Raw genomic sequence first — 22,319 nt, forward strand, 5'->3', positions numbered from 1 at the left:
ATCGGGGCTTTTATTTTTAATAATTCAGGAACGTTTATCTGATATTGATGGGAGCGTTGCAGGTTGTCTATTGCTGTATGGAAATATTTATTCTCTTTTATTTTATAGCGATAGTTTTTCTGATTTGAGGGTTGAGAGTATTCCGATGTCGATATGGGAAATGCCGAATAATATCTATTTTACGAGTCCGGATTGAGAGCCTTTAATCTGGGGCGTTGTGTAGGTTTAAATGTATTTCCTTGTTTTTCGATTTTTACGATGCTTTAGAGGTGAGTTATGAATATGAAATATGGTAAATGGTTTTTCCCCTTCGCTGTCGTAGGAGTGTTGTTTGCTAATATGGTACACGCGGAGGTGCAGACTGCTGACAGGACAAAATCTATATTCAAAAAATATCAATCAGGAAAAACCGAAACGGGTGTGTATAATATGAGTGGCTATTGTGTTGCGCTATATCGACCAGATGGTAAAAATATAAATAATGCGCATTACTTTGAAATTGGTAATAATCATTTCAATCAGTTGCCTGCGGATCATCCCGAAAAGCTTAATATTATTTTTGTGCCTGTGTCATCTTCAGATACTAAAACCAGTTGTGGGAGTAGTAGTGTGGAGGATCCATCGAATAAAAAAAGAAAGAATGTGCATTTTAATCTCACGTTCGTTAATTTAAACCCACCAGGTTAATGGTGCTTTTTTTTGCTAAATTTATACTCGCTTGATTGAGTGTGAAATAAAACGTTTTTTATTTAATACTCATCAGGAGTGAATCATGGAGCATGTTGAAAAAAATTTCTTTCTGCTTCTGTTATAGCTTTTTCTCTCTGTCGTATTCCACGGCGGTAATCGCTCACTGCTTTTCGTGGGGGTGGGGACGGGAAACAGATACCTGTGATTCGGATCGAAAATTTGCACCACCGCTATGGTGACACGGTGATCTTGCGTGCGCTTTCATTACATATCCGGCACGGAGAAACCTGCGCCATTCTCGGCCGCTCCGGCAGCGGCAAGAGTACGCTGCTCAATGTGCTGGGGCTGCTGGAGCCGCTACAGCAGGGCAGCTATCACCTGGATGGCGAGGATATCCGGCAGTGTTCCGCCAGTTTGCGGGCCCGGTTGCGTAATCAAAAACTGGGGTTTGTGTTCCAGCATTTTCATTTGCTGACCAGCCATAACGTGCTGGATAACGTGGCGTTGCCGCTATTGTATCGGAACGTCCCGGTTGTGCAGGCCCGCCGCCGCGCCGCCGGGGTTCTGGGCGAATTGGGCATGTATTCGCATCGTCTGCAACGCCCGGCAACGCTGTCCGGCGGGCAGCGCCAGCGGGTCGCATTAGCCCGGGCGCTGGTGGGCGAGCCGGCCGTGTTGCTGGCTGATGAACCGACCGGCAATCTGGATGCTGAAACCGCGCAGGAAATCCTCAACCTGTTGCTGGACATCAACCGCCAGCGGGCGTTAACCATCGTCATGGTGACCCATGACGAACGATTGGCGCAGCGGCTGCAGCGGCGTTGCCGCATGCATGACGGTACGCTGGTCGGGGAGTGAACACGCCATGAATGTTATGCAACAGTGGCTTGAAGCCTGCCGCAATCTGATCGCGTTCCATCAGCGCGCGTCGCTGGCGATGCTGGGCATCGGCGTTGGCAGTGCGCTGGTGGTGGCGCTGTTGCTGCTGGGCAAAAGCGCCCAGCAGATGGCGTTGAGCGCGTTTGACAATCTGGGCGGCGATATCATCGTGGTTGAAATCGGCGTAAAGGAGGACAACTCGTCGCAATCGGCAGTGCCGCTGCCGGTTAATCTGGATTTTTCCGCGCTGGCCCGCGTCCATCGCGGCATTCGGCGCGTCGTCCCGCTGGCTCGCTGGAATATCAGGCTGCCGCAAAAGAATGATGATGACGACGGCATCCCGCTGGTGGTGATCGGCTCTACACCTGATCTGATGCCGTTGCTGGGGCTGACGCTGACGCGGGGGCGGGCGTTTTCCCGTTACGACAGCCGCAGCACCTATAGCATTGTCAGCGCGGAGCTGGCGTCCCGGCTGGCGGGTGCCTCATCGACGCGCGCTCTTCAGCTCGGCCGTTACGCCTTCGATGTTATCGGTATCCTGAAACCGGCGACGGTGTCGATTGGCGGTCAGACTATCGACCACGTGGTGCTGGTGCCGATAGAAACGATCACGCGGATTTCTCCTTTTGCGAGCACGGACCTGCTGTACATACAGGTGACGTCGACCGCGCTCCTGACGCCGGTTGTCAATGCGATCCGCCCCTGGCTTGAGCAGATGCTGCCGACGCGGACGATCCAGATTCAAATTCAACAGCAGCTTATCGACAGCATGGCGAAGCAGAACGCGACCTTCCGCTACCTGCTGGCTGCGCTGGCCGCCGTCGCGCTGCTGATGGGAGGCATTGGCGTAATGAATGTCATGGTGATGAGCGTGTCGACGCGGCGCCATGAAATCGGCCTGCGCCAGGCCATCGGCGCTCGTTCGCTGGATATCGGCGTCTTGTTTTTGCTGGAAGCGGCGCTGCTTTCGCTGCCCGGCGCAGTGCTGGGCTGCGTGGCGGGTGCGCTGCTTGCCTGGGTTTATACCCGTTACGTCGACTGGCCGCTGATGGCCGACCCGTGGGTGTTTCCGCTGGCTATCGGCAGTGCGTTGATGCTGGCGGTGTTTTTTGGTCTAAAGCCTTCTCTCACGGCTGCCCGTTTATCCCCTGCGGAGGCGTTGCGTGAACATTAAATCGTCACATGCCGTCGCTTTTTTATCGTTACTGATGTCGCCCTGGCTGTCGGCGGCGAATGTCCCGATGGCCGAATCGCCGTTAGCGCGCGAAACGGTGCCGCTCACGCTGGCCGATGCGGTCGCGCTGGGCGTACGCAACAGCAATACGCTGAAAAGTGTCGCGCTAACCCGGCTGATGGATAAGTTTGATCTGGTGGTTGCCGAAGACGGTTTCCGGCCGCATCTGGTGTTGAACAGTGAGTATCGCCGCAATATGGGCGAGCAATTGCCCGGACAGGAAAGCCATTCCGGCCTGTCCACCAGCCTGCTGACGCCATTGGGGACGCAGCTTGAGGCGGACTGGAACGAGGACTATTCCGGCTTGACCTCGTCCGGAAGCACCCGAAGCCGGGGCAACACGATCACTGTCGTGCAGCCGTTGCTAAAAGGCGCCGGCGTCGAATTTAATACCGCGCCGGTGCGTCTGGCCCGGCTTGATGAGCGCATTGGTCACCTGAATCAGCAAAGGCAGATCGCCGATGCCATTACCCGGATTATCCAGGCTTACTACGGATTGCTGGAAGCGCAGCAAGGGGTGAGGCTGGCGCAGGAATCTCTGCAACGCGCCGGCGCACAGCGCGACGTGATGCTGGCATTGATCGCCAGCGGCAGGCAGGCCGCGCTCGACAGGCTGCAAAGCGATACCGATATCTCCTCGCAGCAGTTAAGTCTGGAACAGCAAGAAAATGCCCTGACCGAGCGCCGTCTGGCGCTGTGCGGCTTATTGGGCATCGATACCCGTACCCAACTGAGCGCCAGCGATCGTATCGAAATACGCCCGATCGCCCTGAAAACGCCGCAGGCGATAGCGATGGCGATGAAAAGTCAACCTGACTATCTGATTCAGCAGCTCACGGCGGACAAACAGCAAATCTACCTGATGCAGGCGAAAAACCAGCGCCTGTGGGGCGTGGATCTGGTCGCCGGGGCCGGGCGGGTCAACACCCGGGCGGCGGATATCCAGAGTGATAGCCGCTGGCAGCGCTATGTCGGCCTGAACGTCTCTATCCCGTTGAACGACCTGCAAGCCCGTCAGGAGGAGCAGCGCGCCTGGGTGGCGGGGAAAATACAGCTATTACAGATGGCGGACGTGCGTCAGCAACTGGAGGAAACGGTCACGCAGCAGGTCAACGCGCTTAACAGCAACTGGCAGCAGTTTCTGATTGCCGACCGCCTGACGCGGCTGTCGGAAAAAACGCTGCAGGCGGAGCAGGCCAAACTGCTGGCGGGACGTTCATCAAACTTTCAGGTACTGAGTTATCAGGGCAGTCTGCGTGCGGCGCAAAACGCGCGCGTGTCCGCGCAGATCGCCTATCTCAACACACGTGCTGAGCTGGATCGCGTGCTGGGCGCCACCCTTGATCACTGGGGAATACAACAGAATGATCGGTAATGTTCTGAACGGTGGTGTTCGCTGGCGGCGGCTGGTGTTGTTCGCAGGCGTGGCGATAGCGCTGGCGGCGGTGCTTTTATTCCGGCCGTCTGCAAAGGAGGAGGAGGCCGGAACCAACTGGCGCGCGGTTGCGCCGTCGCCGGTGGAGAACCACATTACGCTGCTGGCGCACGTGCAGGCGGCGCAGCAGTATCTGATAAACGCCCCTTTTGAGAGTGACATCGGTCAGTTGAACGTTCAGGAAGGGCAACAGGTGCATAAAGGCGATGCCTTGCTGACGCTGGATACCACGCCGTTGCAGCTCGCGTATCGCGACGCGCAGGCGCAGTTTCTCAAAGCGCGTCAGTCGCTGCGGAATCTGCGCTATTGGGAAAACAGCAGCGAAGTCATGTCGGCCCGGCGGGCGTTACTGATGGCGGAAATGAGCGAACGAGACGCGTCCAGCCAACTGAGTGCGGCGGAGCCGCTGTATCAGCAGGGGATCATCGCGCGTTCGGAGCGCGACAGCCTGCTTCAGCAGTTGGCCAGCCGGCGGCTGGAGTTGCAGGCGGCGCGTCAGGCGCTGACGGCCGCCCAGGTGCCGGGAAACGAGGAAAATCAGGCGATGGCCGAACTGGAACTGAATAACGCCGAACAGAAGTTACAGCAAATCCGCGATCAGCAGGCTCGCAGCGAGGTGTATGCCCCCAGCGATGGCTATGCGGTGCGTATACAAAACGGCGACAAGGAGAAGGTCGTCTTTCCCCGCTTAGGGCAGCGGGTCAACGCGGGGGAACCGCTATTCATTCTGGCGGGCGTGACGCGCTTTGAAGCACGAACCAAAGCGGACGAAGCCGACATCGAGCACCTGCGGCCGGGCATGCCGGCGGTCCTCACCAGCGAAGCGCTGTCGGGGCAGTCGCTGGCCGGCACGCTACGGGCGGTCAGCCCACAGGCCAACTATATCGAAGGGCAGCCGGGCGCCACCTATGATGTTGTCTTCGATCTCGACTGCTGCCGCGCCGGGCAGGCTGTGCCGCGGTTCGGCATGTCCGCGCTACTGAAAATCACCACCTTTTCCGACCCCAATGGCATGGTTCTGTTGCCGGATGAGGTCGGCCAGAATGAACAGGGGAAGACCGCGGTCTATTATCGCCGCACGCCACAGGCGCCTGAAGAAGTACGGCAAATTGACGTCGTCGGACCGTTGCCGCAAGGCATTCTGGTAAAAGGGCTGGCGCCCGGCGAAGTCAGAAAGTGGGACTGTTGCCACTCCGCCGCGAACTGAGCGCATAAGTAACGACGACGCCTTGCCAGCGCCGTCCCCTCGTAGCTGAAAACCAGATTACCCGTTGGGATTAATCACGCAGTGAAACCTGGGTGTTGTATTCCCACAGCCGGTTGAAATGGATGTCGTCCAGATCCCGCTGCGGGCTGATATTACCCTTGAACGGCCGGTCGGTGGTGGCCGCCGCGCCCCACGGGTTGGCGAGGTCGTAGCTGCTATCAATGGTACTGTCGCGGATCACCAACTGGCCGTTGGCGGTTTTGCCCGGCAGGTAACCGGTCTGCTTCGCCCCCTGATCCCAGGCGCGGCCCAGTTTGGCTTTCAGCGCGCCGCGATAGCCGCTATCCCCGGTCAATTGGCTGTTGATCACCAAAAAGCCGTATTTCACCGACGGGATACTGTCCGGAGCGAACACATAGGCTTCTTTCGAACCACGGCTGGACACGGTATGGAAACGCACGCCGTCAAACACGGCGGTGGCGCGGCCAAACACGTAATCGACATCCCCTTCGATGTAGCTGTCCTTGATGTAGGCGCGGCTGTAATGGTCGGTGACGTAGCTGTTTTTGCGGTCGCTGGTATTGACGAAGAAGGTGTCCTGACGGCTGAGCAGGCGAACATTTTCCAACTGCACCCGATCGCCGTCGGTGCGCAGCGCGACGGCCTGATGGGTGCCGTTGTCAACCGTGTCCAGCAGCGCGTTGACCACCGTCAGGTTTTTCAACTGAAAACCGTCGCTCTGCGACCACATCACCGCCGAGCAGGTGGTGTTGATGGTCGTGCCTGCTTTCGAGGCGCAGGCGTCGTACATATACCAGGCCGGGTCTGTCGGCTGATACTGGCCGTGCGGATTAACGCGGGCGCGATAATCGGTCGGCGACATCATTGAATCCAGCGCCAGCGAAACCACGACCTGATCCGGTTGATTGCCGGCGCCGAACAGCGTCAGCGGCGGCGCGTCTTCCGGTATGTATACCGTGCCGGTGTACGTGCCCGGCAGCAGTTTGATGTACACACGCTCTTTACCCGGATGCTGGCGCAGCGCCGCGTTCACCGCCTGCTGGATGCTGGTGTGGGTGACGCCCGCCACGCCGGCGCGGGGGCCGACCACATAGGCGGCAGTAACGCGAGAGGTGTCAATCGGCGCTGGCGTCCAGCCATCCGCCACCGGTCTGGCGTATTCGCCGCCGTGGGCGAAATAGTGTTGCGGGGTAAAACGCCCGGCTTCCTGTGCCGACAGCACCGGACGGCTGGCAGTACCGGGAAACACCGGCTGGAAACGCGCCGAATTCGGCGTCTGGCTGGCGCAGGCGGCCAGGATCAGTGACATGGACACCGCGGCGGCCAGCCCGGAATAGTGTGTCAGACTCACAGCATACTCCTTTCAGGTTGAGGTCATGTGGTTGTATTCGTGAACGTTAAGCTGTGGCAGCCTACTCAACCCGGTACGAAAAAACGCGAAGCGGGATCATAATTTCTGAAAAATAAACCTGTGTTTCATTTTTGTCTGCGGACAGCCGCGACGAAATAGGGCGCAATCCTGATTTTTGGCGGTGTTTCTGTTAGATATAAGAGCGTTCCGTCGGAGATTGACGGCGGAAAGGGCGGACGTGACAGACGCGTCGGGTGGCAAACCGATAACTGAACATCATAAAACATGGCATTACTGATAAAAGCAGCGCTGGGCGCTATCGTGGTAGTACTGATCGGCCTGCTGGCCAAAACCCGTAATTACTATATTGCCGGGCTGGTGCCGCTGTTCCCAACGTTCGCGCTGATAGCGCATTACATCGTGGGGGCGGAGCGCGGCATGGAAGCGCTGCGCGCCACCATTCTGTTTGGCATCTGGGCGGTGATCCCTTATCTGGTGTACCTGATTTCGCTCTATTACTTTACCGGCGTGATGCGTCTGCCGCCGGCGCTGGCGTTGGCAGTGGTGTGCTGGAGCCTGTCGGCGGCGGTGCTGGTGAAAGTGTGGAGCAGTTATTATGCCGGGTAGCAGTTACTATACCGGATAGCAGTTACTATGTCGGATAGAAGCTACTATGTCGGATAGAAGCTACTATGCTGGATAGCACCGGATGGGCGATAACGGCGCGGTGCTGGCGGGAAAAACGTCCGGCGCAGCAAGCGCCGGGCGTGCGATGTTACAGGTCGTCCTTGGTGATGCCCTTGGTGGCCGGTGCGGCGGTTGGGCCGGCGCTGACGCTGTTTTCGGCGTTGTATACCAGGTAGATGTTCTTCTGGCTGTCGATGCCGTTGTCGAACACCAGCGTGATGTTGTTCTTGTCGAACCTGGCGGCCACACGAGTATTGGGCGTGTTCATGAAGGTATCGACATCGCTGGCGGATAACGGCGTTGTCATGCCGTATTTGCTCTTCAGCCCTTCCACTACGCTGGGCACGTCGGCCAGCGTTATCGAAATAGCCAGACGGTTGAACTTGTCATTGTTGAAACTGAAGATCGCCTGCGTTTTTTTGTCGGCGAAACTGAAGTCCGGGCAGATATACACCGTCTGCCCCATAATCATTTCCGGGCCGCGCAGTGAACAGTTGGCCTGCTGCCGAATGGCGGCGGCGGAGGCGCCGAATTTCAGGTTTTTGTAGCCATCGGCGGCGGATGCCGTCAGCGACAGCAGCGACAGGGCAAGCGCCAGCAAGGGGGTATGTGGCCTGTTCATGAGATCCCTCGTGATTGTATGTTGCTATGGTAATGGGCCTTGCGCCTGACGGGGGACAGGGACCGTATGGGCTTGGCGGTAATCATTCGTCTATCTTACGTCGACTGTCGGATTCTCAGAACGATTTATTTGCTATGGCTAAACGCCGCTCGGGCGCTCAGAAACGATCCCAGGGAACCAGCAGCAGCACCAGTTCAATCACGACTACCACAATCAGTAGGACAATCAGCTTTTTACGCCATAACCAGTCATCGAACAGCATTATGTTTCCCGCGTTATATCCGGTTTATCCACTTACTCTAGCGGGTTTTCCCGGCGGATACGACCGCCAGCGAAATGGCGGTGATAGCCGCTGACGCGCGCATTATCGGATTCGGCGCAAATCGGATGATGATAACGAGATTTGATTAGCTTTTTTTTCGCTAACCTTATGCGATTTACGCGCTTTGGTAAGCCTGCTCCCCGGTGCAATATTCGAATTTTTATCATTCCAGGGGACGTAAAACACAATGCGTAAATCGGCATTTTCAGCATGGGCGGCGGCCATCATGCTGTCGCTGGGCGTCAGCGGTCAGGCCGCGGCGGAGACGACAGCCAGCGCGGGCGGCAATCTGATCATCGGCATCACCAGCGGCGACCCGCTGGTGATGAATCCGCTGTATGCCAGCGACCGAACCACGCTAACTATCATGCAGGCGCTGTATTCACCGCTGTACAGTTTTAACGACGGCAAGGTGGAGTGGGGGCTGGCGCAAAGCCTGACGCCATCGGCCGACAACCTGTCCTATACGCTAAAACTAAAACCCGGCCTTACGTGGCAGGATGGGCAGCCGATCACGGCCGATGATGTGGTGTTCACTTTTAATAAGTTGCTGGATGAGAAGCAACATAGCTTTTTCCGCAGTATGTTTGTGTATAACAACCAGCCGGTGGCAGTCAGCAAGGTGGACGATCTGACGGTGAAATTCACGCTGCCGCAGGTCAGCGCCGCTTTTGTCGGTTCGCTGGTGCAGATTTACCCCATCCCTCAGCATATCTTTGCCACAGAAGAGGATTTGTCGAAGAGCGCCAAAAACGATGCGCCGGTCGGTTCCGGCCCGTTCAAATTCGGCGAATACCGCTCCGGTCAGTACTACGCGCTGAGCCGCTTTGATGATTACTGGAACGGCAAGCCGAAGCTGGAGGCGGTGACGTATCGCTTCGCCAGAGATGCCAACGCCGCCAGGCTGGCGATGCAGAACGGTGAAATCAATCTCAAGCTGATCGACCCGCAGGACGTCAGGCAGCTCAAGGCCACCGGTCGTTTTGACTTCATTATCTATCCGGAAGGCCGTCTGGCTTACATGGTGTTCAATCAGAACGTCGACAGTATGAAGAACAAGGCGCTGCGTCAGGCGATCGCCTATGCCATCAACAAGGACGAACTGGTGCAGACCGCCTTTACCTCGCTGGATTACGCCAAGCCCGCCAATTCGATCCTGACGCCGGATACGCTCTACCAGACCGGGGATGTCGAGGCGTATCCCTACAACCTCGATAAGGCCAAAGCCTTGTTCAGCGAGTCCGGCCAGCCGCAAGGGTTGAAGCTGCGTCTGGCGTATATCAACGCCAACAAGACCCAGGAGAGCATGGGGCTGTATATCCAGCAGAAACTCAAAGATATCGGCATTGATGTGGAGTTGCTGCCGCTGGACGCCAACGCCATGTCGCAAAAAGGGCGCGACAAGAACAACACCGCTTACGAGCTGAGTCTGGGCGGTTACATCATGGGCGCCGAGCCGGACGGCTACAAGTCGCTGTTTATGAGCAACGAGGATTACAACTACGCCCACTACAAGAACCCGGTGTTTGACGCGCTGTGGGACAAAGGCGCGATTGAAACCGATACGGCGCGGCGCGCGGCGATCTACAAAGACATCCAGCAGACGGTGGCGAGCGAGATGGTCTGGTACCCCATCGCCTACACCAACGCGGTGGTGGCGGTAGACAAACGCTTTGGCGGCACGCAGGAGGCGGAGCCGAAACCGGTCTACCTGTTCCAGGATTTGTCGAAAATCTATCAGAAATAATCTCCCCCGGCCGCTCGCAGCGTGGCGGGCGGCCGCCGGCAACCGGTGCGGAAGACTCATGGATAACATCGCTCATGGATAACACAGTTCATGGATAACATAGTGGCGCGTCGGCTTGTGCAACTGCTGCCGATGCTATTTTTTATTTCACTGGTGTCGTTTCTGCTGGTGAAGCTGGCGCCGGGCGATCCGGTGCAGGCGTATATCACGCCGCGTATGAGTCAGGATGACATCGAGCGGGTGCGTCACAGTCTCGGATTAGACCGGCCGCTGGCGATGCAGTACCTGCTGTGGCTGAAAAACGTGGCGCAGGGCGATCTGGGCTATTCGCTGATTTCCCACCGCCCGGTGCTGACCCTGATCGTCGAGCGGCTGCCGGCGACGCTGGGCCTGATGGGCGCGTCGCTGCTGCTGGCGGTGGCGATCGCCATACCGCTGGGGCTGCTGGCGGGCGCGTTTCGCCACCGCTGGCTGGATCATCTGCTCAATCTGTTCGCCTATATCGGTATTTCGGTGCCGATTTTCTGGTTCGGCATCCTGTTGATCATCATTTTTTCGGTCCAGCTTAACTGGCTGCCGAGTATGGGAATGCGCACCATCGGGGCGGCGGACTCCTGGCTCGATGTGGCGCGACACGGCGTGCTGCCGTGCATCGCGTTGACCTTTTACAACCTGTCGCACTATGTGCGTTACATCCGTTCCCATACCATTACCCAGCTATCCGCCGACTACGTGCAAACGCAGCTGGCGTACGGCGCGACGCGCGCTCATATCCTGTTTCGGCACGTGCTGAAAAATGTGATGCTGCCGGTTATCACCCTGTTCGGCCTGTCGTTTTCCGAGCTGGTGGTAGGTGCCTACGTGACGGAGAGCGTGTTCTCCTGGCCGGGTATGGGATTGCTGGGTATTCAGTCCATCACGTCATTGGATTACCCGTTAATCATGGCGATAGTGATGCTGTCGGCATTGATGCTAGTGATCGGCAATCTGCTGGCGGACGTGCTGTACCGCGTGGCCGATCCGCGCATCAAGGCGATGAGGTAGGGCCGATGGGGAGACGATGGCAACAGGCAAAACAACAGTTGCGCCGCAACCGGCCGGCACAGCTGGCGCTGGCGATTCTGGCGGTGTTTGGCGTCACGTCGGCGCTGGCATGGCTCAGCCCGTGGGACCCGAACGCCATGGCGATTCAGGCGCGGATGCTGCCGCCGGATAGCGCGCACTGGTTCGGCACCGATGAATACGGCCGGGATTATTTTACCCGCGCGCTCTATGGCGGGCAGATTTCACTGATGGTCGGTGTGCTGGCGATGACGTTTTCCACCCTGATCGGCACGCTGGTGGGGACCGTCAGCGGTTACGTCGGCGGCCGTCTGGATACGGTGCTGATGCGGGCGGTGGATATGCTGATGTCTATCCCGGCCTTCTTTTTGCTGTTGGTGCTGAATGCCTATCTTAAACCGGGGGTCGCCAACATCATTTTGATCATCAGCGCGCTGACCTGGATGAACCTGTCGCGGCTGGTGCGGGCGGAAACCCTGTCGCTGAAAGAGCGGGAATATGTGTTGTACGCGCGCGCATCCGGCGAACGGGCGTGGCGTATCATCCTGCGTCATATTATCCCCAATATTCTGCCGACCATTATGGTGGCGGCGACGCTGAATATCGCCTCGGCGATCCTGATGGAATCCACGCTCAGCTTTCTCGGGCTGGGCGTGCAACAGCCCAACGCCTCCTGGGGCAGCATGCTCAACAACGCGCAGGCCTATATTGGCGAAGCCACCTGGCTGGCGCTGTTCCCCGGCATGCTGATCCTGCTGACGGTGCTCAGCTTCAACGTGCTGGGCGATGTGTTCCGTACCGCTTTTGAGCCGGGGGCGCAACGCGATGAGTGAGGCATCAATGAGTAACGCATTCTTGCTGAATAAAGATCTATCGAATAAAGCGTTGTTGAATAAAGAACTGTCGAGTGAAGAACCGTCGATTGAAGATCTGTTGTCGATTGAAGGTCTGCGGACCTCCTTTTTTACCCGCGATGGGGAAGTGCAGGCGGTGCGCGGCGTCAGTTTCAGCGTCAACGCGGGTGAAATCGTCGGTATCGTCGGCGAATCCGGCTGCGGGAAAAGCGTCACCTGCAAATCGGTGATTCAACTGCTGGGTGGCAACGGCCGTATCGTCGGCGGGCAGATCCGCTTTCGCGGCGACGACCTGGCCGGTTATAGCCCCAGGGCGCTGCGGCGACTGCGGGGCAACGATATCGCCATGATTTTTCAGGATTCCATGACCGCTCTTAACCCGGTGCTGACGGTTGGACGGCAGATGTGCGACATCCTGATGCGCAATCAGCGGCTCGATAAGAAAACGGCCAGGCTACGGGCGATCGCCATGCTGCAACAGGTGGGCATCGCTGATGCCGAGCAGCGCTACGATCAGTATCCCCACGAATTCAGCGGCGGCATGCGCCAGCGGGTGATGATCGCCATCGCGCTGTCCTGCCACCCGGCGCTGTTGATTGCCGATGAACCCACCACCGCGCTGGATGTCACTATTCAGGCGCAGATTCTTCGCTTGCTTAAACAGCTGCAACGGCAAACCGGCGCCGCCATCATGCTGATTACCCACGATCTGGGCGTGGTCGCGCAGCTTTGTTCTCGGGTGGTGGTGATGTATGGCGGTCTGGTGATGGAAGAAGGGGGCGTGGAAGATATTTTCTACCGACCGGCACACCCTTACACCCAGGGATTGCTGGCGTCGTTGCCGCGGCATGACGACGTGCGTCGGCGGCTGTCGCCGATTGAGGGCGCGCCGCCGGGTTTGTTGCATCCGCCGACGGGCTGCCCATTTGCCGCGCGTTGCCCGCAACGTATGGCTGTGTGCGATCAGCAGCAGCCGGACCGGCGACAGTGTGGCGATCATCACTGGGTGCAGTGCTGGCTGGCGGATTCCGCGGAGGCGCGACATGCAAAGTAACCGACAACCGCTGCTGCGCATCCGCGAACTCAAAAAGCACTACGCCGTGCGGCGGGGCTGGCGCAAGCCAGGCCAACCGGTGCGGGCGCTGGATGGCGTCAGTTTTGACATCTGGCCGGGCGAAACCTATGGGCTGGTGGGCGAGTCGGGCTGCGGCAAGTCGACCCTCGGGCGCAGCCTGCTGCGGCTGGTCGAGATTACCGCCGGGGAGATCCATTTTGACGGCGAGCTTATCAGCGCGTTGCCGGAAGCGGCGCTAAAGCCGTTCCGCCGGCGTGTGCAGGCTATCTTTCAGGACCCTTATTCCTCACTCAATCCGGGGATGACGGTGGCGCAACTGATCGCCGAACCGATGCGGATTCACGGCTATGCGCGGGGTGAGCGACAGGCGCGCACGCTGGAATTGCTGAATCGGGTGGGGTTGAAGGCGGAACACCTGCATCGTTTTCCCCACGAGTTCAGCGGCGGCCAGCGACAACGTATTTGTATTGCCCGGGCGTTGTCGGTGAATCCGCAATTCGTGGTGTGCGATGAACCGCTGTCGGCGCTGGATGTGTCGGTGCAGGCGCAGGTGGTTAATCTGTTGCAGGACTTACAGCAGGAGCGGGGGCTGACGTATCTGTTTATTGCCCATGACCTGTCGATGGTGCGCCATATTTCGGACCGGATTGGGGTGATGTATCAAGGGCGGCTGGTCGAGGAAGCGCCCGCAGAACAGTTGTATCTGCATCCGACACACCCCTACACCCGTATGCTGCTGGCATCAATCCCGATACCGGATCCGCGCGCGGTTACGCCGGATGAGCCGATTGTCGCCGAGTCAGGCGGGTCGGCGGCGGCCGGTTGCCCGTTTTATGCCCGTTGCCTTCAGGCGAGCGAACAGTGCCGCGCCGCTGCGCCGCCGTTACGCGACATTGCCGCTGGACACCGGGTGGCGTGCTGGTATGGGGGGCAATGATTCCCGGTTCAGCGCTATCGCTATGCTGAAACATCGGGGCGCGAAAAGAAAAATAGCAAGTAGCGGCGAGGCTGTTTCTGGCTGGTGGGATAGTGATAGACAATATCTGCGTAAGAGGAAAGAGGGAGCCGGTGCCGTCAGGCAACGAAATGGAAACCGGCTGAGGGCCAGTTACCTGACGGCAGGGGGGATTACTTCACGGTCACCTTAATAACCGCTTCTTTATCATCAGGCTGAGGTTGTTTTTCCCACGGGCGGGCATAGGACAGGTCGATTTCGCCTTCACCTGCTTTTACCGCCTTGAAGTGAAACATCTCATGGCCACCGCATCCGACTTTGTCGTGACAGTCTGCGCCGGGCTTGTAGGTTTTGCCGGTCAGCACGACGACGTCAGGCAATTTTTTAATCGCCCAGGTATAACCGGTGCTGGGGTTGGCCGGCAGCGTCACTTCAAACTGCTCGCCGACTTTGGTTTCTTTGTGCTGGTTATCGACAGCCGTGGCTGCCATGACACTCAGCGGGAACATCAAACCAACTGCAAAAGCGAATCTTTTCATGAAGTTCTCCAGAGATAATCGTGAATACAGTAAAATACGGCCTGCATATTGGTGATTATGGCCCATGTTTTTGCATCGGCAGGTAGTAATACTCGCCATGATAATCAGCGATATAAGAAGAGAGCACTCTGTGTTCAGGCAATGAATATGGCGGGAAAGCAACAGGAGGATAATAAATGTGTAGCGACATAGGGTTACCTCACAAATAAGCTTTATTTATGTTTTATAAAAGATGGCACAAGATATGAAAATGGCAAATTAATATCACATAAATATCTTAGCGTGGTGCGTGATTTGTATTGCGGCGACATTTTTCATCATGCGGAGTTATTTTCTATGGCGACTATATAAAGAATAAAACGGCAGAAATAGAATTATTTAACTTTTATTAATAAACCAGCGTGCTGTTGGCGTGGTAAATAATGAGCCGCGTAATGAGTGTGGTATTGTCGCTGCCGGATAACCTGTCGCTCATCTGGCTCCATCACTTACTCCACCTGCGATGTTCCCTGGTGAAAACGCACTTTATTTATGGCGCATTATATTGATTTTTAAGTACAGGCTGGAATGCCTGATTTCTGACGGCAGGGAAATGTTTACTATAACGGGCTGCGCTTTAATTATTCCTTCAATGCGCTTTTAACCGGCAGACAAAAAATTCGATATTATCCGGTTATTTCCTTCCGGCTATTTTGAGGGGGGGAAATCTTGCGGTCAAACGCTCCCGATGACCCGCACTCGTGTTAAAACGGCGGACTGTCTCTCTTGGTCATTACCCTGACGGCGCATGATACATGCCGGCACGAGAACGGTTGGGCGAGCGATGGAAGCCGTATCACCGCCAGCGTTGTGTTTTCCACCCAGACCTGTCAAAAAATACCGCGTAATAGAGCGTTAGATACGGGTAGATTGCCATCGCTAACATATTTGTTTTACCATATGTGAAACCATGCTCTGGAGGTTTTTGTGAGCGCGCTTACCCCATTGGAACTGTTTAAAGCCTTGTCTGATGAAACCCGTCTCTCGATCATTCTCTTGCTTCGTGAAGCAGGTGAATTGTGTGTTTGCGATCTTTGCGCGGGGCTTCAGCAATCTCAGCCCAAGATATCCCGCCATCTTGCGCTGTTGCGGGAAACCGGGCTATTACTGGATCGCCGTCAGGGAAAGTGGATTCATTATCGGCTTTCACCGCATGTCCCAGCCTGGTGTGCCGCCGTTGTGGAGCAGGCGTGGTTGAGCCAACGGCATGCGGTTGCCGCAGTGATGAACAGGCTTGGGCATCAGCGGGTCTGCGAATAAAAAATTTATCTTAATATATTTGTTATTTCATATATGTAAGGGTGGGGACATCGTATGCTACTGGCTGGAGCCATTTTTATACTGACGTTGATACTGGTCATTTGGCAACCGCGTGGTTTGGGTATCGGCTGGAGTGCGTCGTTTGGAGCCGTGCTGGCATGGGTGACCGGGGTTATTCACCTGGCGGATATTCCGGTGGTGTGGCATATCGTCTGGAATGCGACTACGGCGTTTATTGCCGTGATTATTATCAGCTTGCTCCTCGATAAGTCCGGTTTTTTTGAGTGGGCGGCATTACACATGGCGCGCAGAGGTCAGGGGAGGGGAAAACGCTTATTTACCTTGATGATTGTACTGGGAGCACTGGTTGCGGCTTTATTCGCTAATGATGGCGCAGCACTTATCCTGACGCCCATTGTCGTGGCTATGCTGGCGGCGCTCGGTTTTAGTCGTGGCGCAACGTTGGCATTCGTGATGGCGGCCGGGTTTATCGCCGATACATCGAGTCTACCGTTGGTGGTATCCAATCTGGTCAATATTGTTAGCGCGGACTATTTTCGCATTGGCTTTAATACCTATGCGGCGGTTATGGTGCCGGTGAATATTGCCGCGGTCATTGCCACGCTGGGCGTCCTGCACGTCTTCTTTCGTCGGGAAATTCCTGCCCGTTATGATCTGGACAAGTTGCAAAATCCCGCTGCCGTCATTCGCGATCGGCGGACATTCACAGCCGGTTGGTGTGTTTTGTTGCTATTGCTGAGTGGTTTTTTCGTACTAGAACCGCTGGGCGTGCCTGTCAGCCTGGTCGCTGCTGTCGCCGCCGGGATTCTCTGGCTGGTGGCCCGGCGCGGGCAAATTATTGATACAGGCAAAGTGGTGCGCGATGCTCCCTGGCAGATTGTGGTGTTCTCGCTGGGAATGTATCTGGTGGTGTATGGGCTGCGCAATGCAGGTCTGACCGGTTATCTGACACCGTTGCTGAATGAGTTGGCTGCGCATGGATTATGGGCGGCGACATTGGGCACCGGTTTCCTGACGGCGATTCTGTCGTCAGTGATGAACAATATGCCAACGGTACTGATCGGGGCGCTTTCGATTGACGCATCCACCGCCGATGGCGTGATCCGTGACGCGATGATTTACGCCAACATTATCGGCTGTGATTTAGGACCAAAGCTGACACCCATCGGTAGCCTTGCCACGTTGCTGTGGCTACATGTACTGGCGCAGAAAGAGATCCGCATCAGTTGGGGATATTATTTTCGGGTTGGCGTGGTGATGACATTTCCTGTGCTGTTTGTGACGCTGGCCGCTCTGGCGCTGCGTCTTTCCATCTGACTTGCGCGGTGGTACACCGCAGATCCTTTTGAAGAGAAAAGCGATGACAGACATTACTATCTATCATAATCCGGCGTGCGGAACGTCCCGCAATACACTGGCGCTGATTCGTAATAGCGGGGTCGAACCCACCATCATTCACTACCTTGAAACCCCCCCGTCGAGAGACGAACTGGTCAGATTAATCTCCGCAATGAGAATCTCCCCGCGTGCGCTATTACGCCAAAATGTAGAGCCTTATGCACAACTGGGGCTGGACGAAGATAGGTTCAGTGATGAGCAATTGATCTCCTTCATGCTGACGCACCCGATTCTTATCAATCGCCCGATTGTCGTGACGCCGCTTGGCACCCGCTTATGCCGCCCGTCAGAAGTGGTGCTGGATATTTTACCCGATGCGCAGCAAGGGGAGTTTATCAAAGAGGATGGAGAACAAGTTGTCGATAAATTCGGGAGGCGAGTGGAATAGAATGGAATTGAACATCTGGAATGTGCAGGAAGTGTGTGAGAACACTCGTTTGTGCAGCATCGTTTACGTGCTGCTGATAAAGACGCTAAGCATTTATCACATTTCATAAACCAATTTTCCCTGTGACCTACAGATGAACGTGCGAAGCTTAATTTAACTTCTGGTATTATCGTCCGGCACATCTATCCAGGACGTTGGTATGCAACCAACGCGCATTATTATGTTCGCAAATTTCTTTCTGAGGTTTCGCCATGTCCTGGGGCGGTCCATAGCGGCTTTTCTCCCATAATAGAGGATAAAATGTCTAGTAAGTTCGGCTTATTATGTTTGTCTTTACTCATACCATTTGCGTCGTATGCAGAAAAAGGGGAGTTTAAATTTTCGGTTGGAACCCAAAATCATATCTTCGATTCGTCGTGCATAAAGTCCATTCATTACGTGAGGCAGGATGAAACGGGGGCGGATAGTTTAGGAATTTATCTTACGGATAGATGTGGCGAGCGATTGGCGGATATTACCGATAAGAACATGGGGAAAAAATTGACTATCTCATATTTGGGTAACGAACTCTCTACGGTGATGATCGTGCAGCGGCTGAAGAGCAACTTCAGAATTAGTACAAAAGATACACCAAGAGTAGTTTTAATGCGGGTTATCGATGACTACAACGTATCCCTTGAGTAATTTGAATATCGCAACAACGGGCCAGAAAGGACAAGTTTAACCTTGCGGTGCCTGATGTAACGTGTAGGTAGTGCCTCACATGCCGGTCAAAGTCCTACAGGCGATACGCGGCAGCCGAAGCATCTTAGGGACGACTCTATGTAAGCCTGAAGTTTTATCGTGAAAAGTCGATGATGATCCTGAAGAGTAGCTATCTGCTTTATGTTGAAATATCAGAGTTGAACAAGAAATGACTATAGTATTCATCCCTGCGCTGGTCGTATTGTTGGAGGCAAAAGAGAAAGCAGCTGGTCGTGAGTTGACCCGGCAAGAAATTGAGTCAATACGCGATGATGCTACCGCCGTTCAACTGCCAGAGGAAATTGCAAAGGAGATGGTTAGGGACCGCGGCTATCCTGATATTGACGCAGAATTCGTCTGGGATGAGTGGCTGAAATACAAGAAAAGCATATTCCGATGAAAATAATCGAAGAACTGAGAGCGGAGCTCCTTAAAATTGGTCAGCAACTTGGTGGAGGAGTAAGGCCAAATCATTACTTCATCATCCCTGACAAACCTGATGGTCTCGCTACTCCACATCTGGAAATTCATGGGGAGGAATATCACTTCATCGTCAGTGAAAGAGGCATCGAAAGGGAGCGTAATGTGACCCGTAGCGACGAAGACATCCTTTATTGGTTCACTGACTGTGGTGTACGTGGTATGGCTTCAAACTATGCGGCTTTGAATAGCTCTCCAGACAGAACGTTCAGAGATGTATATTTCCGAAGACAGTATCATCTAATGCTTTCCATCAAGCCCGAATGGGCTACAAGAAAGCACAAGGAATTTGCAGCGCTCCTCAGGCTATAACGGTTGACGCTTATCCCCATATGCATTTTATTATTAATTTTTATTAATCATTTTTTGACCGTCTGTCCTTACCCCATTAATTAACTCGTCATAAAGTTAGTAATGTCCGCTGCTGGCACAAAATTGTCCAACAGCGGTCTTGGTCAACCAGAGGAGAATGGAGCGGAGGTTATGGCTCTCAACCCAATGAATATTGTCCGTGACAATGAATGACTATAAGCTAATCTATTGGGCTAGGAAAATGCTAAATGTGAGAGGATAGCATGAGTCCGTTAAGTAGATAAGGAGCATAAAATATATGAGCAGGCGCCTCAGCAAAGATTACCGCACAAAAGTCAGGAATATTCCCCGCCGTATAACAGCTCTTAATCGTTGGGCAGAAACCTTCCATAATCCAAACCGCGCCGTTTTTTCAGAAGACCAGCACTACTGGAACTTACCTATCTGATAACAGGCTGAACATTTAGCGCCGGACGAAACAGGAAATACACGAACAAAAGCTAACCGCACATGGAGTAAGGATGTTTGCGCCGTGGTACGCACTGAAAATGACGCATGATGCTGCGTACTTTATTGCGTATCGTTTTGCTGTAACCCGTGAGCGGCCAGTTTCACCACTCACCATGTGGACGGTAAACGCCTGTGGGTGTGGAAAATGCGTAAGATCTGAATGGTGTTGTTTTTGACACGGTAAGGGATGATATAGGGATAGTGCGATAACACCAGTTCGCGTGTGCCTGGAACGCGACCCGGTCGCCCCAGTGATGGCTGCTCTGGCAGGAGTTGTGTTAATCGTCTGACCTCACTGACAAACTGGCCTGCTGCCTGCGGATCATCCTGTGCAATATGGTGGTATTCGGCTTCCAGATTGGCGGCAGCTTTGCGCAGCCATTTAATTTCCATGCGTTGTTGCACCTAGTTTTTGAAACAGCTTGTCCATTTCATCAGCCGCAACAAAATCACCCGCGTCAGCCTCTTTAATCGCTAGCTCAACCTCGGCAATTTGCCAGGCTTCCCGTGCGAGATACTCTTCAATAGCCTGACCTGCGAGAAAAGAGCGTGTACGCCCCGTCGCCTTTGCCAGCGCGTCTAACTGGGCGGAGGCGTTGTCATTCAAGCGAACCGACATAACACCCATGATGTATACCTCACTACATTGTTTATTTTGTATACATTGTAGTTTCTGTGGGCGAATGGAGCAAGTTAGCAGGAGAAAAGGAGGGTAAAACAGTGTGTCCGTTGGGTTCCGTTTTTAAAGCGATTCCCAATTAAGGAGGCGAGCCCAAAGTTTCCGGCTGTAAACGGGGTATCCCGGCAGATAACAGGCAACAAAAAACCCGCAAACTCAGAGAGGATGCGGGTTTCTGTGGGGTTTCCGTCAGTAACCGGTACTAACGGAAGTCACGAGAGAAATTGAATTTTCGATGCAATGTAATGTTTTTATTTGATTTTATATAATTTTATTTTTTCTTGTATAACTAAGCGTATAACTAAAGCGAAAAGTCATCCTGAAAAATGGCGGTAGAGAGTTTGATTTTTCATCACTTGATAATCTGCCCGATATGCCCCTCAGAACCAACAGGGGCAGTAAGGCGAAGAAAGGTTTCAAAGATTGATCTACAGAAAACCCGCCAGGGGCGGGTAAGTGTTCTAATCAGTGTTGCGCGTTCGGGCTCTTCTTTCCTGCATATTCATACCATGATGTTTACGCCGGTTACCACACATCCAGCATGAGCACGAACACGGGGTTTGACAGCATGATCCGATGGCAATGGCGCTTCCATCCCCTGCATTATGGTAATGGGTACGTTTTTTCTTCAGACGAGACTCATGATGCTTGCGCCATGAGCGATTTCTTTTCTTCATACGAGAACTCCACCGTATTAAATGGAGCGGCCACACCTTCGCATGACCGCCTTAACGTGAGTTCTGAATAAGTAATTTTTCTCATGCACAGGAATTTACCACACATCACGCAGATTTCTTGCCTCTCTTCGGAGAAGGCAGATCCAAAGCAGCAAAATTAGGCTCTATTTTGGGCTTTGGCTCAGGCAGTTGGTTGCGCGTGTTCAAAGGGTGATTGAAGTTGTACCAGGTTGTACGTGGGCGTCCATCGCGGCGTCGTACGAACGCGATACAATGCTCCTGCAGTATCTGACATTGCACACCCGGATAGCGCGCCCCAGTGATTTCAATCATTTCCTCATCGGTAATGAGTGTCATATTTGGATCGCGTGATTCCACCTTATCCCCTTTATGCTTTTGCCAATCAGCCTTCCGAACAGAGCCAATACCGACATAGAGTGACATGTCACACTATGCAGACCATTTTTACACTACATCGGTATTGAAGCGCTCAAGGATGATTTAAATCTGATTAAGCCAAATCAATTTATCAGAGAGGAGCACTATGGAGCGCTTAAAGGCCGAAATTGAGCGATGGGCGGTGGAAGTCGGTCAGGAACATGTGGCGATCGAAATAACTAAGCAGTTTTTTCTATTAGGCAGCAATGATTCCGTTCGTCTGTACCCAATGGAGCATAACGGTGCCGCGGACTGGCGTGCTATCAACAATAATCGGCAACAGATATTTCGCTGGCTGCGTTCTGATTCCCGCGTATCGCGAGTCAAGGTAGAGGCATTGATGCCCGCCATTATCGCCGCTCTACCTGCTGAACGGCGGGCGCACATTAATGACGATCAGCATGATTATCTGGTATCAGTGCTGCTACGCGATATATCGGTCGCGCTCATTTCTATCGTGCTGAAAGATCGTGAAATGGTGCGATGTATCCGCAGGGTACAGGATTCCTTTGATGCGATACTTCGCAACGCCACCAATCACAGATAACAAATTGTGTAAGGAATTTCACCCGCCAGGGGAATTTTCCCGCACCTGTAACTCCTGCAGCGTTAACACTCACGTACATTGGATGGGGGGCTATAGCAGTTGGCCCGCATCTCTTGCCAGATAAGGCTTTAGCCGTTTTTCGTTAC

The 22,319-nt window shown here is 54.5% G+C and carries 24 protein-coding genes; 18 read left to right on the plus strand and 6 right to left on the minus strand.

The genetic code is table 11. The annotated features are described in order from the left end of the window. The first annotated feature begins 276 nt into the window (after nt 1-276). From DXX3274_RS23695 to DXX3274_RS09310, 5 genes are all read left to right on the plus strand, one after another. Nucleotides 277-687, plus strand: coding sequence for a hypothetical protein (locus DXX3274_RS23695; protein ID WP_152495244.1), 411 nt, complete (start codon nt 277-279; stop codon nt 685-687). A gap of 204 nt (nt 688-891) precedes the next feature. Next, on the plus strand, nt 892-1,548 hold the full coding sequence (locus DXX3274_RS09295) for an ABC transporter ATP-binding protein (RefSeq protein WP_050569849.1): 657 nt from the start codon (nt 892-894) through the stop codon (nt 1,546-1,548). Nucleotides 1,549-1,555: 7 nt separating this feature from the next. Beyond that, entirely contained in the window at nt 1,556-2,743 is a 1,188-nt protein-coding gene (locus DXX3274_RS09300) for an ABC transporter permease (RefSeq protein ID WP_042859555.1), read from the plus strand. Continuing rightward, complete coding sequence (locus DXX3274_RS09305; protein WP_042859557.1) at nt 2,733-4,178, plus strand: TolC family protein; 1,446 nt, start codon at nt 2,733-2,735, stop codon at nt 4,176-4,178. The genes DXX3274_RS09300 and DXX3274_RS09305 overlap by 11 nt, the downstream gene beginning before the upstream one ends. Beyond that, a complete protein-coding gene (locus DXX3274_RS09310; RefSeq protein ID WP_084478744.1) occupies nt 4,168-5,445 on the plus strand; it encodes an HlyD family secretion protein in 1,278 nt (425 codons plus the stop codon). Before DXX3274_RS09305 ends, DXX3274_RS09310 begins: the two co-directional genes overlap by 11 nt. 70 nt (nt 5,446-5,515) lie before the next feature. Here DXX3274_RS09310 and pemB read toward each other — a convergent pair whose 3' ends face one another. Then, entirely contained in the window at nt 5,516-6,817 is a 1,302-nt protein-coding gene (gene pemB, locus DXX3274_RS09315; RefSeq protein WP_071603935.1) for a pectinesterase PemB, read from the minus strand. A 285-nt stretch (nt 6,818-7,102) separates the two neighbouring features. Between pemB and DXX3274_RS09320 the strand changes: the two genes are divergently transcribed. Beyond that, nucleotides 7,103-7,444: a GlpM family protein gene (locus DXX3274_RS09320; RefSeq protein ID WP_042859558.1), complete on the plus strand. Its 342-nt coding sequence runs from the start codon at nt 7,103-7,105 to the stop codon at nt 7,442-7,444. A 148-nt stretch (nt 7,445-7,592) separates the two neighbouring features. Here DXX3274_RS09320 and DXX3274_RS09325 read toward each other — a convergent pair whose 3' ends face one another. Next, the gene (locus tag DXX3274_RS09325; RefSeq protein ID WP_042859559.1) at nt 7,593-8,126 is read right to left on the minus strand and encodes a hypothetical protein; all 534 of its coding nucleotides are present in this window, start codon (nt 8,124-8,126) and stop codon (nt 7,593-7,595) included. A gap of 509 nt (nt 8,127-8,635) precedes the next feature. Between DXX3274_RS09325 and DXX3274_RS09330 the strand changes: the two genes are divergently transcribed. From DXX3274_RS09330 to DXX3274_RS09350, 5 genes are all read left to right on the plus strand, one after another. Beyond that, nucleotides 8,636-10,195, plus strand: a complete 1,560-nt coding sequence (locus DXX3274_RS09330; protein ID WP_042859560.1) for an ABC transporter substrate-binding protein — start codon at nt 8,636-8,638, stop codon at nt 10,193-10,195. A 90-nt stretch (nt 10,196-10,285) separates the two neighbouring features. Beyond that, a complete protein-coding gene (locus DXX3274_RS09335; protein WP_042859561.1) occupies nt 10,286-11,239 on the plus strand; it encodes an ABC transporter permease in 954 nt (317 codons plus the stop codon). Between the two features lie 5 nt (nt 11,240-11,244). Continuing rightward, the gene (locus tag DXX3274_RS09340) at nt 11,245-12,090 is read left to right on the plus strand and encodes an ABC transporter permease (protein WP_042859562.1); all 846 of its coding nucleotides are present in this window, start codon (nt 11,245-11,247) and stop codon (nt 12,088-12,090) included. A gap of 88 nt (nt 12,091-12,178) precedes the next feature. Next, nucleotides 12,179-13,165 (plus strand): ABC transporter ATP-binding protein, encoded by a 987-nt coding sequence (locus DXX3274_RS09345; protein ID WP_042862003.1) that lies wholly within the window; start codon nt 12,179-12,181, stop codon nt 13,163-13,165. Next, complete coding sequence (locus tag DXX3274_RS09350) at nt 13,155-14,123, plus strand: ABC transporter ATP-binding protein (RefSeq protein WP_042859563.1); 969 nt, start codon at nt 13,155-13,157, stop codon at nt 14,121-14,123. The genes DXX3274_RS09345 and DXX3274_RS09350 overlap by 11 nt, the downstream gene beginning before the upstream one ends. Nucleotides 14,124-14,314: 191 nt before the next feature. On the opposite strand, the gene DXX3274_RS09355 is transcribed toward DXX3274_RS09350, so the two are convergent. Beyond that, a complete protein-coding gene (locus tag DXX3274_RS09355) occupies nt 14,315-14,779 on the minus strand; it encodes a protease inhibitor I42 family protein (RefSeq protein ID WP_238556100.1) in 465 nt (154 codons plus the stop codon). Between the two features lie 867 nt (nt 14,780-15,646). Here DXX3274_RS09355 and DXX3274_RS22795 point away from each other — a divergent pair. The 6 genes from DXX3274_RS22795 (at nt 15,647) to DXX3274_RS09385 (ending at nt 19,322) form a co-directional block, all read left to right on the plus strand. Next, entirely contained in the window at nt 15,647-15,979 is a 333-nt protein-coding gene (locus tag DXX3274_RS22795) for a metalloregulator ArsR/SmtB family transcription factor (RefSeq protein WP_071603936.1), read from the plus strand. A gap of 54 nt (nt 15,980-16,033) precedes the next feature. Then, nucleotides 16,034-17,317: an arsenic transporter gene (locus tag DXX3274_RS09365; RefSeq protein WP_042859566.1), complete on the plus strand. Its 1,284-nt coding sequence runs from the start codon at nt 16,034-16,036 to the stop codon at nt 17,315-17,317. Nucleotides 17,318-17,360: 43 nt separating this feature from the next. Beyond that, on the plus strand, nt 17,361-17,786 hold the full coding sequence (gene arsC, locus DXX3274_RS09370; protein ID WP_042859567.1) for a glutaredoxin-dependent arsenate reductase: 426 nt from the start codon (nt 17,361-17,363) through the stop codon (nt 17,784-17,786). A gap of 300 nt (nt 17,787-18,086) precedes the next feature. Further along, nucleotides 18,087-18,470, plus strand: a complete 384-nt coding sequence (locus tag DXX3274_RS09375; protein ID WP_042859568.1) for a hypothetical protein — start codon at nt 18,087-18,089, stop codon at nt 18,468-18,470. Between the two features lie 229 nt (nt 18,471-18,699). Beyond that, complete coding sequence (locus DXX3274_RS09380) at nt 18,700-18,930, plus strand: hypothetical protein (protein ID WP_042859569.1); 231 nt, start codon at nt 18,700-18,702, stop codon at nt 18,928-18,930. Beyond that, nucleotides 18,927-19,322, plus strand: coding sequence for an Imm63 family immunity protein (locus DXX3274_RS09385; RefSeq protein ID WP_042859570.1), 396 nt, complete (start codon nt 18,927-18,929; stop codon nt 19,320-19,322). The genes DXX3274_RS09380 and DXX3274_RS09385 overlap by 4 nt, the downstream gene beginning before the upstream one ends. A 618-nt stretch (nt 19,323-19,940) precedes the next feature. On the opposite strand, the gene DXX3274_RS22800 is transcribed toward DXX3274_RS09385, so the two are convergent. From DXX3274_RS22800 to DXX3274_RS22810, 3 genes are all read right to left on the minus strand, one after another. After that, complete coding sequence (locus DXX3274_RS22800) at nt 19,941-20,225, minus strand: type II toxin-antitoxin system RelE/ParE family toxin (protein WP_071603937.1); 285 nt, start codon at nt 20,223-20,225, stop codon at nt 19,941-19,943. Then, nucleotides 20,215-20,460 carry a CopG family ribbon-helix-helix protein gene (locus DXX3274_RS09390; RefSeq protein WP_042859571.1) on the minus strand — a complete coding sequence of 82 codons (246 nt, stop codon included), beginning with the start codon at nt 20,458-20,460 and terminating at the stop codon, nt 20,215-20,217. The genes DXX3274_RS22800 and DXX3274_RS09390 overlap by 11 nt, the downstream gene beginning before the upstream one ends. An 833-nt stretch (nt 20,461-21,293) precedes the next feature. Next, nucleotides 21,294-21,632 (minus strand): DUF4224 domain-containing protein, encoded by a 339-nt coding sequence (locus tag DXX3274_RS22810; protein WP_238556101.1) that lies wholly within the window; start codon nt 21,630-21,632, stop codon nt 21,294-21,296. A 100-nt stretch (nt 21,633-21,732) separates the two neighbouring features. On the opposite strand from DXX3274_RS22810, the gene DXX3274_RS09400 reads away from it, so the two are divergent. Continuing rightward, on the plus strand, nt 21,733-22,173 hold the full coding sequence (locus DXX3274_RS09400; protein ID WP_042859573.1) for a toxin YdaT family protein: 441 nt from the start codon (nt 21,733-21,735) through the stop codon (nt 22,171-22,173). Nucleotides 22,174-22,319: the final 146 nt, after the last annotated feature.

It is taken from the genome of Dickeya sp. NCPPB 3274, from assembly GCF_000406205.1.
Taxonomy (GTDB): Bacteria; Pseudomonadota; Gammaproteobacteria; order Enterobacterales; family Enterobacteriaceae; genus Dickeya; species Dickeya fangzhongdai.

Excerpts from the sequence above, each read along its gene's own strand:
- DXX3274_RS09320 (WP_042859558.1), top strand. The coding sequence starts at position 7,103 with ATGGCATTACTGATAAAAGCAGCGCTGGGCGCTATCGTGGTAGTACTG.
- DXX3274_RS23695 (WP_152495244.1), top strand. The coding sequence starts at position 277 with ATGAATATGAAATATGGTAAATGGTTTTTCCCCTTCGCTGTCGTAGGA.
- DXX3274_RS09375 (WP_042859568.1), top strand. The coding sequence starts at position 18,087 with ATGTCTAGTAAGTTCGGCTTATTATGTTTGTCTTTACTCATACCATTT.
- DXX3274_RS09385 (WP_042859570.1), top strand. The coding sequence starts at position 18,927 with ATGAAAATAATCGAAGAACTGAGAGCGGAGCTCCTTAAAATTGGTCAG.
- DXX3274_RS09355 (WP_238556100.1), bottom strand. The coding sequence starts at position 14,779 with ATGGCGAGTATTACTACCTGCCGATGCAAAAACATGGGCCATAATCAC.
- DXX3274_RS09380 (WP_042859569.1), top strand. The coding sequence starts at position 18,700 with ATGACTATAGTATTCATCCCTGCGCTGGTCGTATTGTTGGAGGCAAAA.
- DXX3274_RS09390 (WP_042859571.1), bottom strand. The coding sequence starts at position 20,460 with ATGGGTGTTATGTCGGTTCGCTTGAATGACAACGCCTCCGCCCAGTTA.
- DXX3274_RS09310 (WP_084478744.1), top strand. The coding sequence starts at position 4,168 with ATGATCGGTAATGTTCTGAACGGTGGTGTTCGCTGGCGGCGGCTGGTG.
- DXX3274_RS09350 (WP_042859563.1), top strand. The coding sequence starts at position 13,155 with ATGCAAAGTAACCGACAACCGCTGCTGCGCATCCGCGAACTCAAAAAG.
- DXX3274_RS09325 (WP_042859559.1), bottom strand. The coding sequence starts at position 8,126 with ATGAACAGGCCACATACCCCCTTGCTGGCGCTTGCCCTGTCGCTGCTG.
- DXX3274_RS09330 (WP_042859560.1), top strand. The coding sequence starts at position 8,636 with ATGCGTAAATCGGCATTTTCAGCATGGGCGGCGGCCATCATGCTGTCG.
- arsC (WP_042859567.1), top strand. The coding sequence starts at position 17,361 with ATGACAGACATTACTATCTATCATAATCCGGCGTGCGGAACGTCCCGC.
- DXX3274_RS09335 (WP_042859561.1), top strand. The coding sequence starts at position 10,286 with ATGGATAACATAGTGGCGCGTCGGCTTGTGCAACTGCTGCCGATGCTA.
- DXX3274_RS09400 (WP_042859573.1), top strand. The coding sequence starts at position 21,733 with ATGGAGCGCTTAAAGGCCGAAATTGAGCGATGGGCGGTGGAAGTCGGT.
- DXX3274_RS09300 (WP_042859555.1), top strand. The coding sequence starts at position 1,556 with ATGAATGTTATGCAACAGTGGCTTGAAGCCTGCCGCAATCTGATCGCG.
- DXX3274_RS22800 (WP_071603937.1), bottom strand. The coding sequence starts at position 20,225 with ATGGAAATTAAATGGCTGCGCAAAGCTGCCGCCAATCTGGAAGCCGAA.
- DXX3274_RS09365 (WP_042859566.1), top strand. The coding sequence starts at position 16,034 with ATGCTACTGGCTGGAGCCATTTTTATACTGACGTTGATACTGGTCATT.
- DXX3274_RS22810 (WP_238556101.1), bottom strand. The coding sequence starts at position 21,632 with ATGTCACTCTATGTCGGTATTGGCTCTGTTCGGAAGGCTGATTGGCAA.
- DXX3274_RS09340 (WP_042859562.1), top strand. The coding sequence starts at position 11,245 with ATGGGGAGACGATGGCAACAGGCAAAACAACAGTTGCGCCGCAACCGG.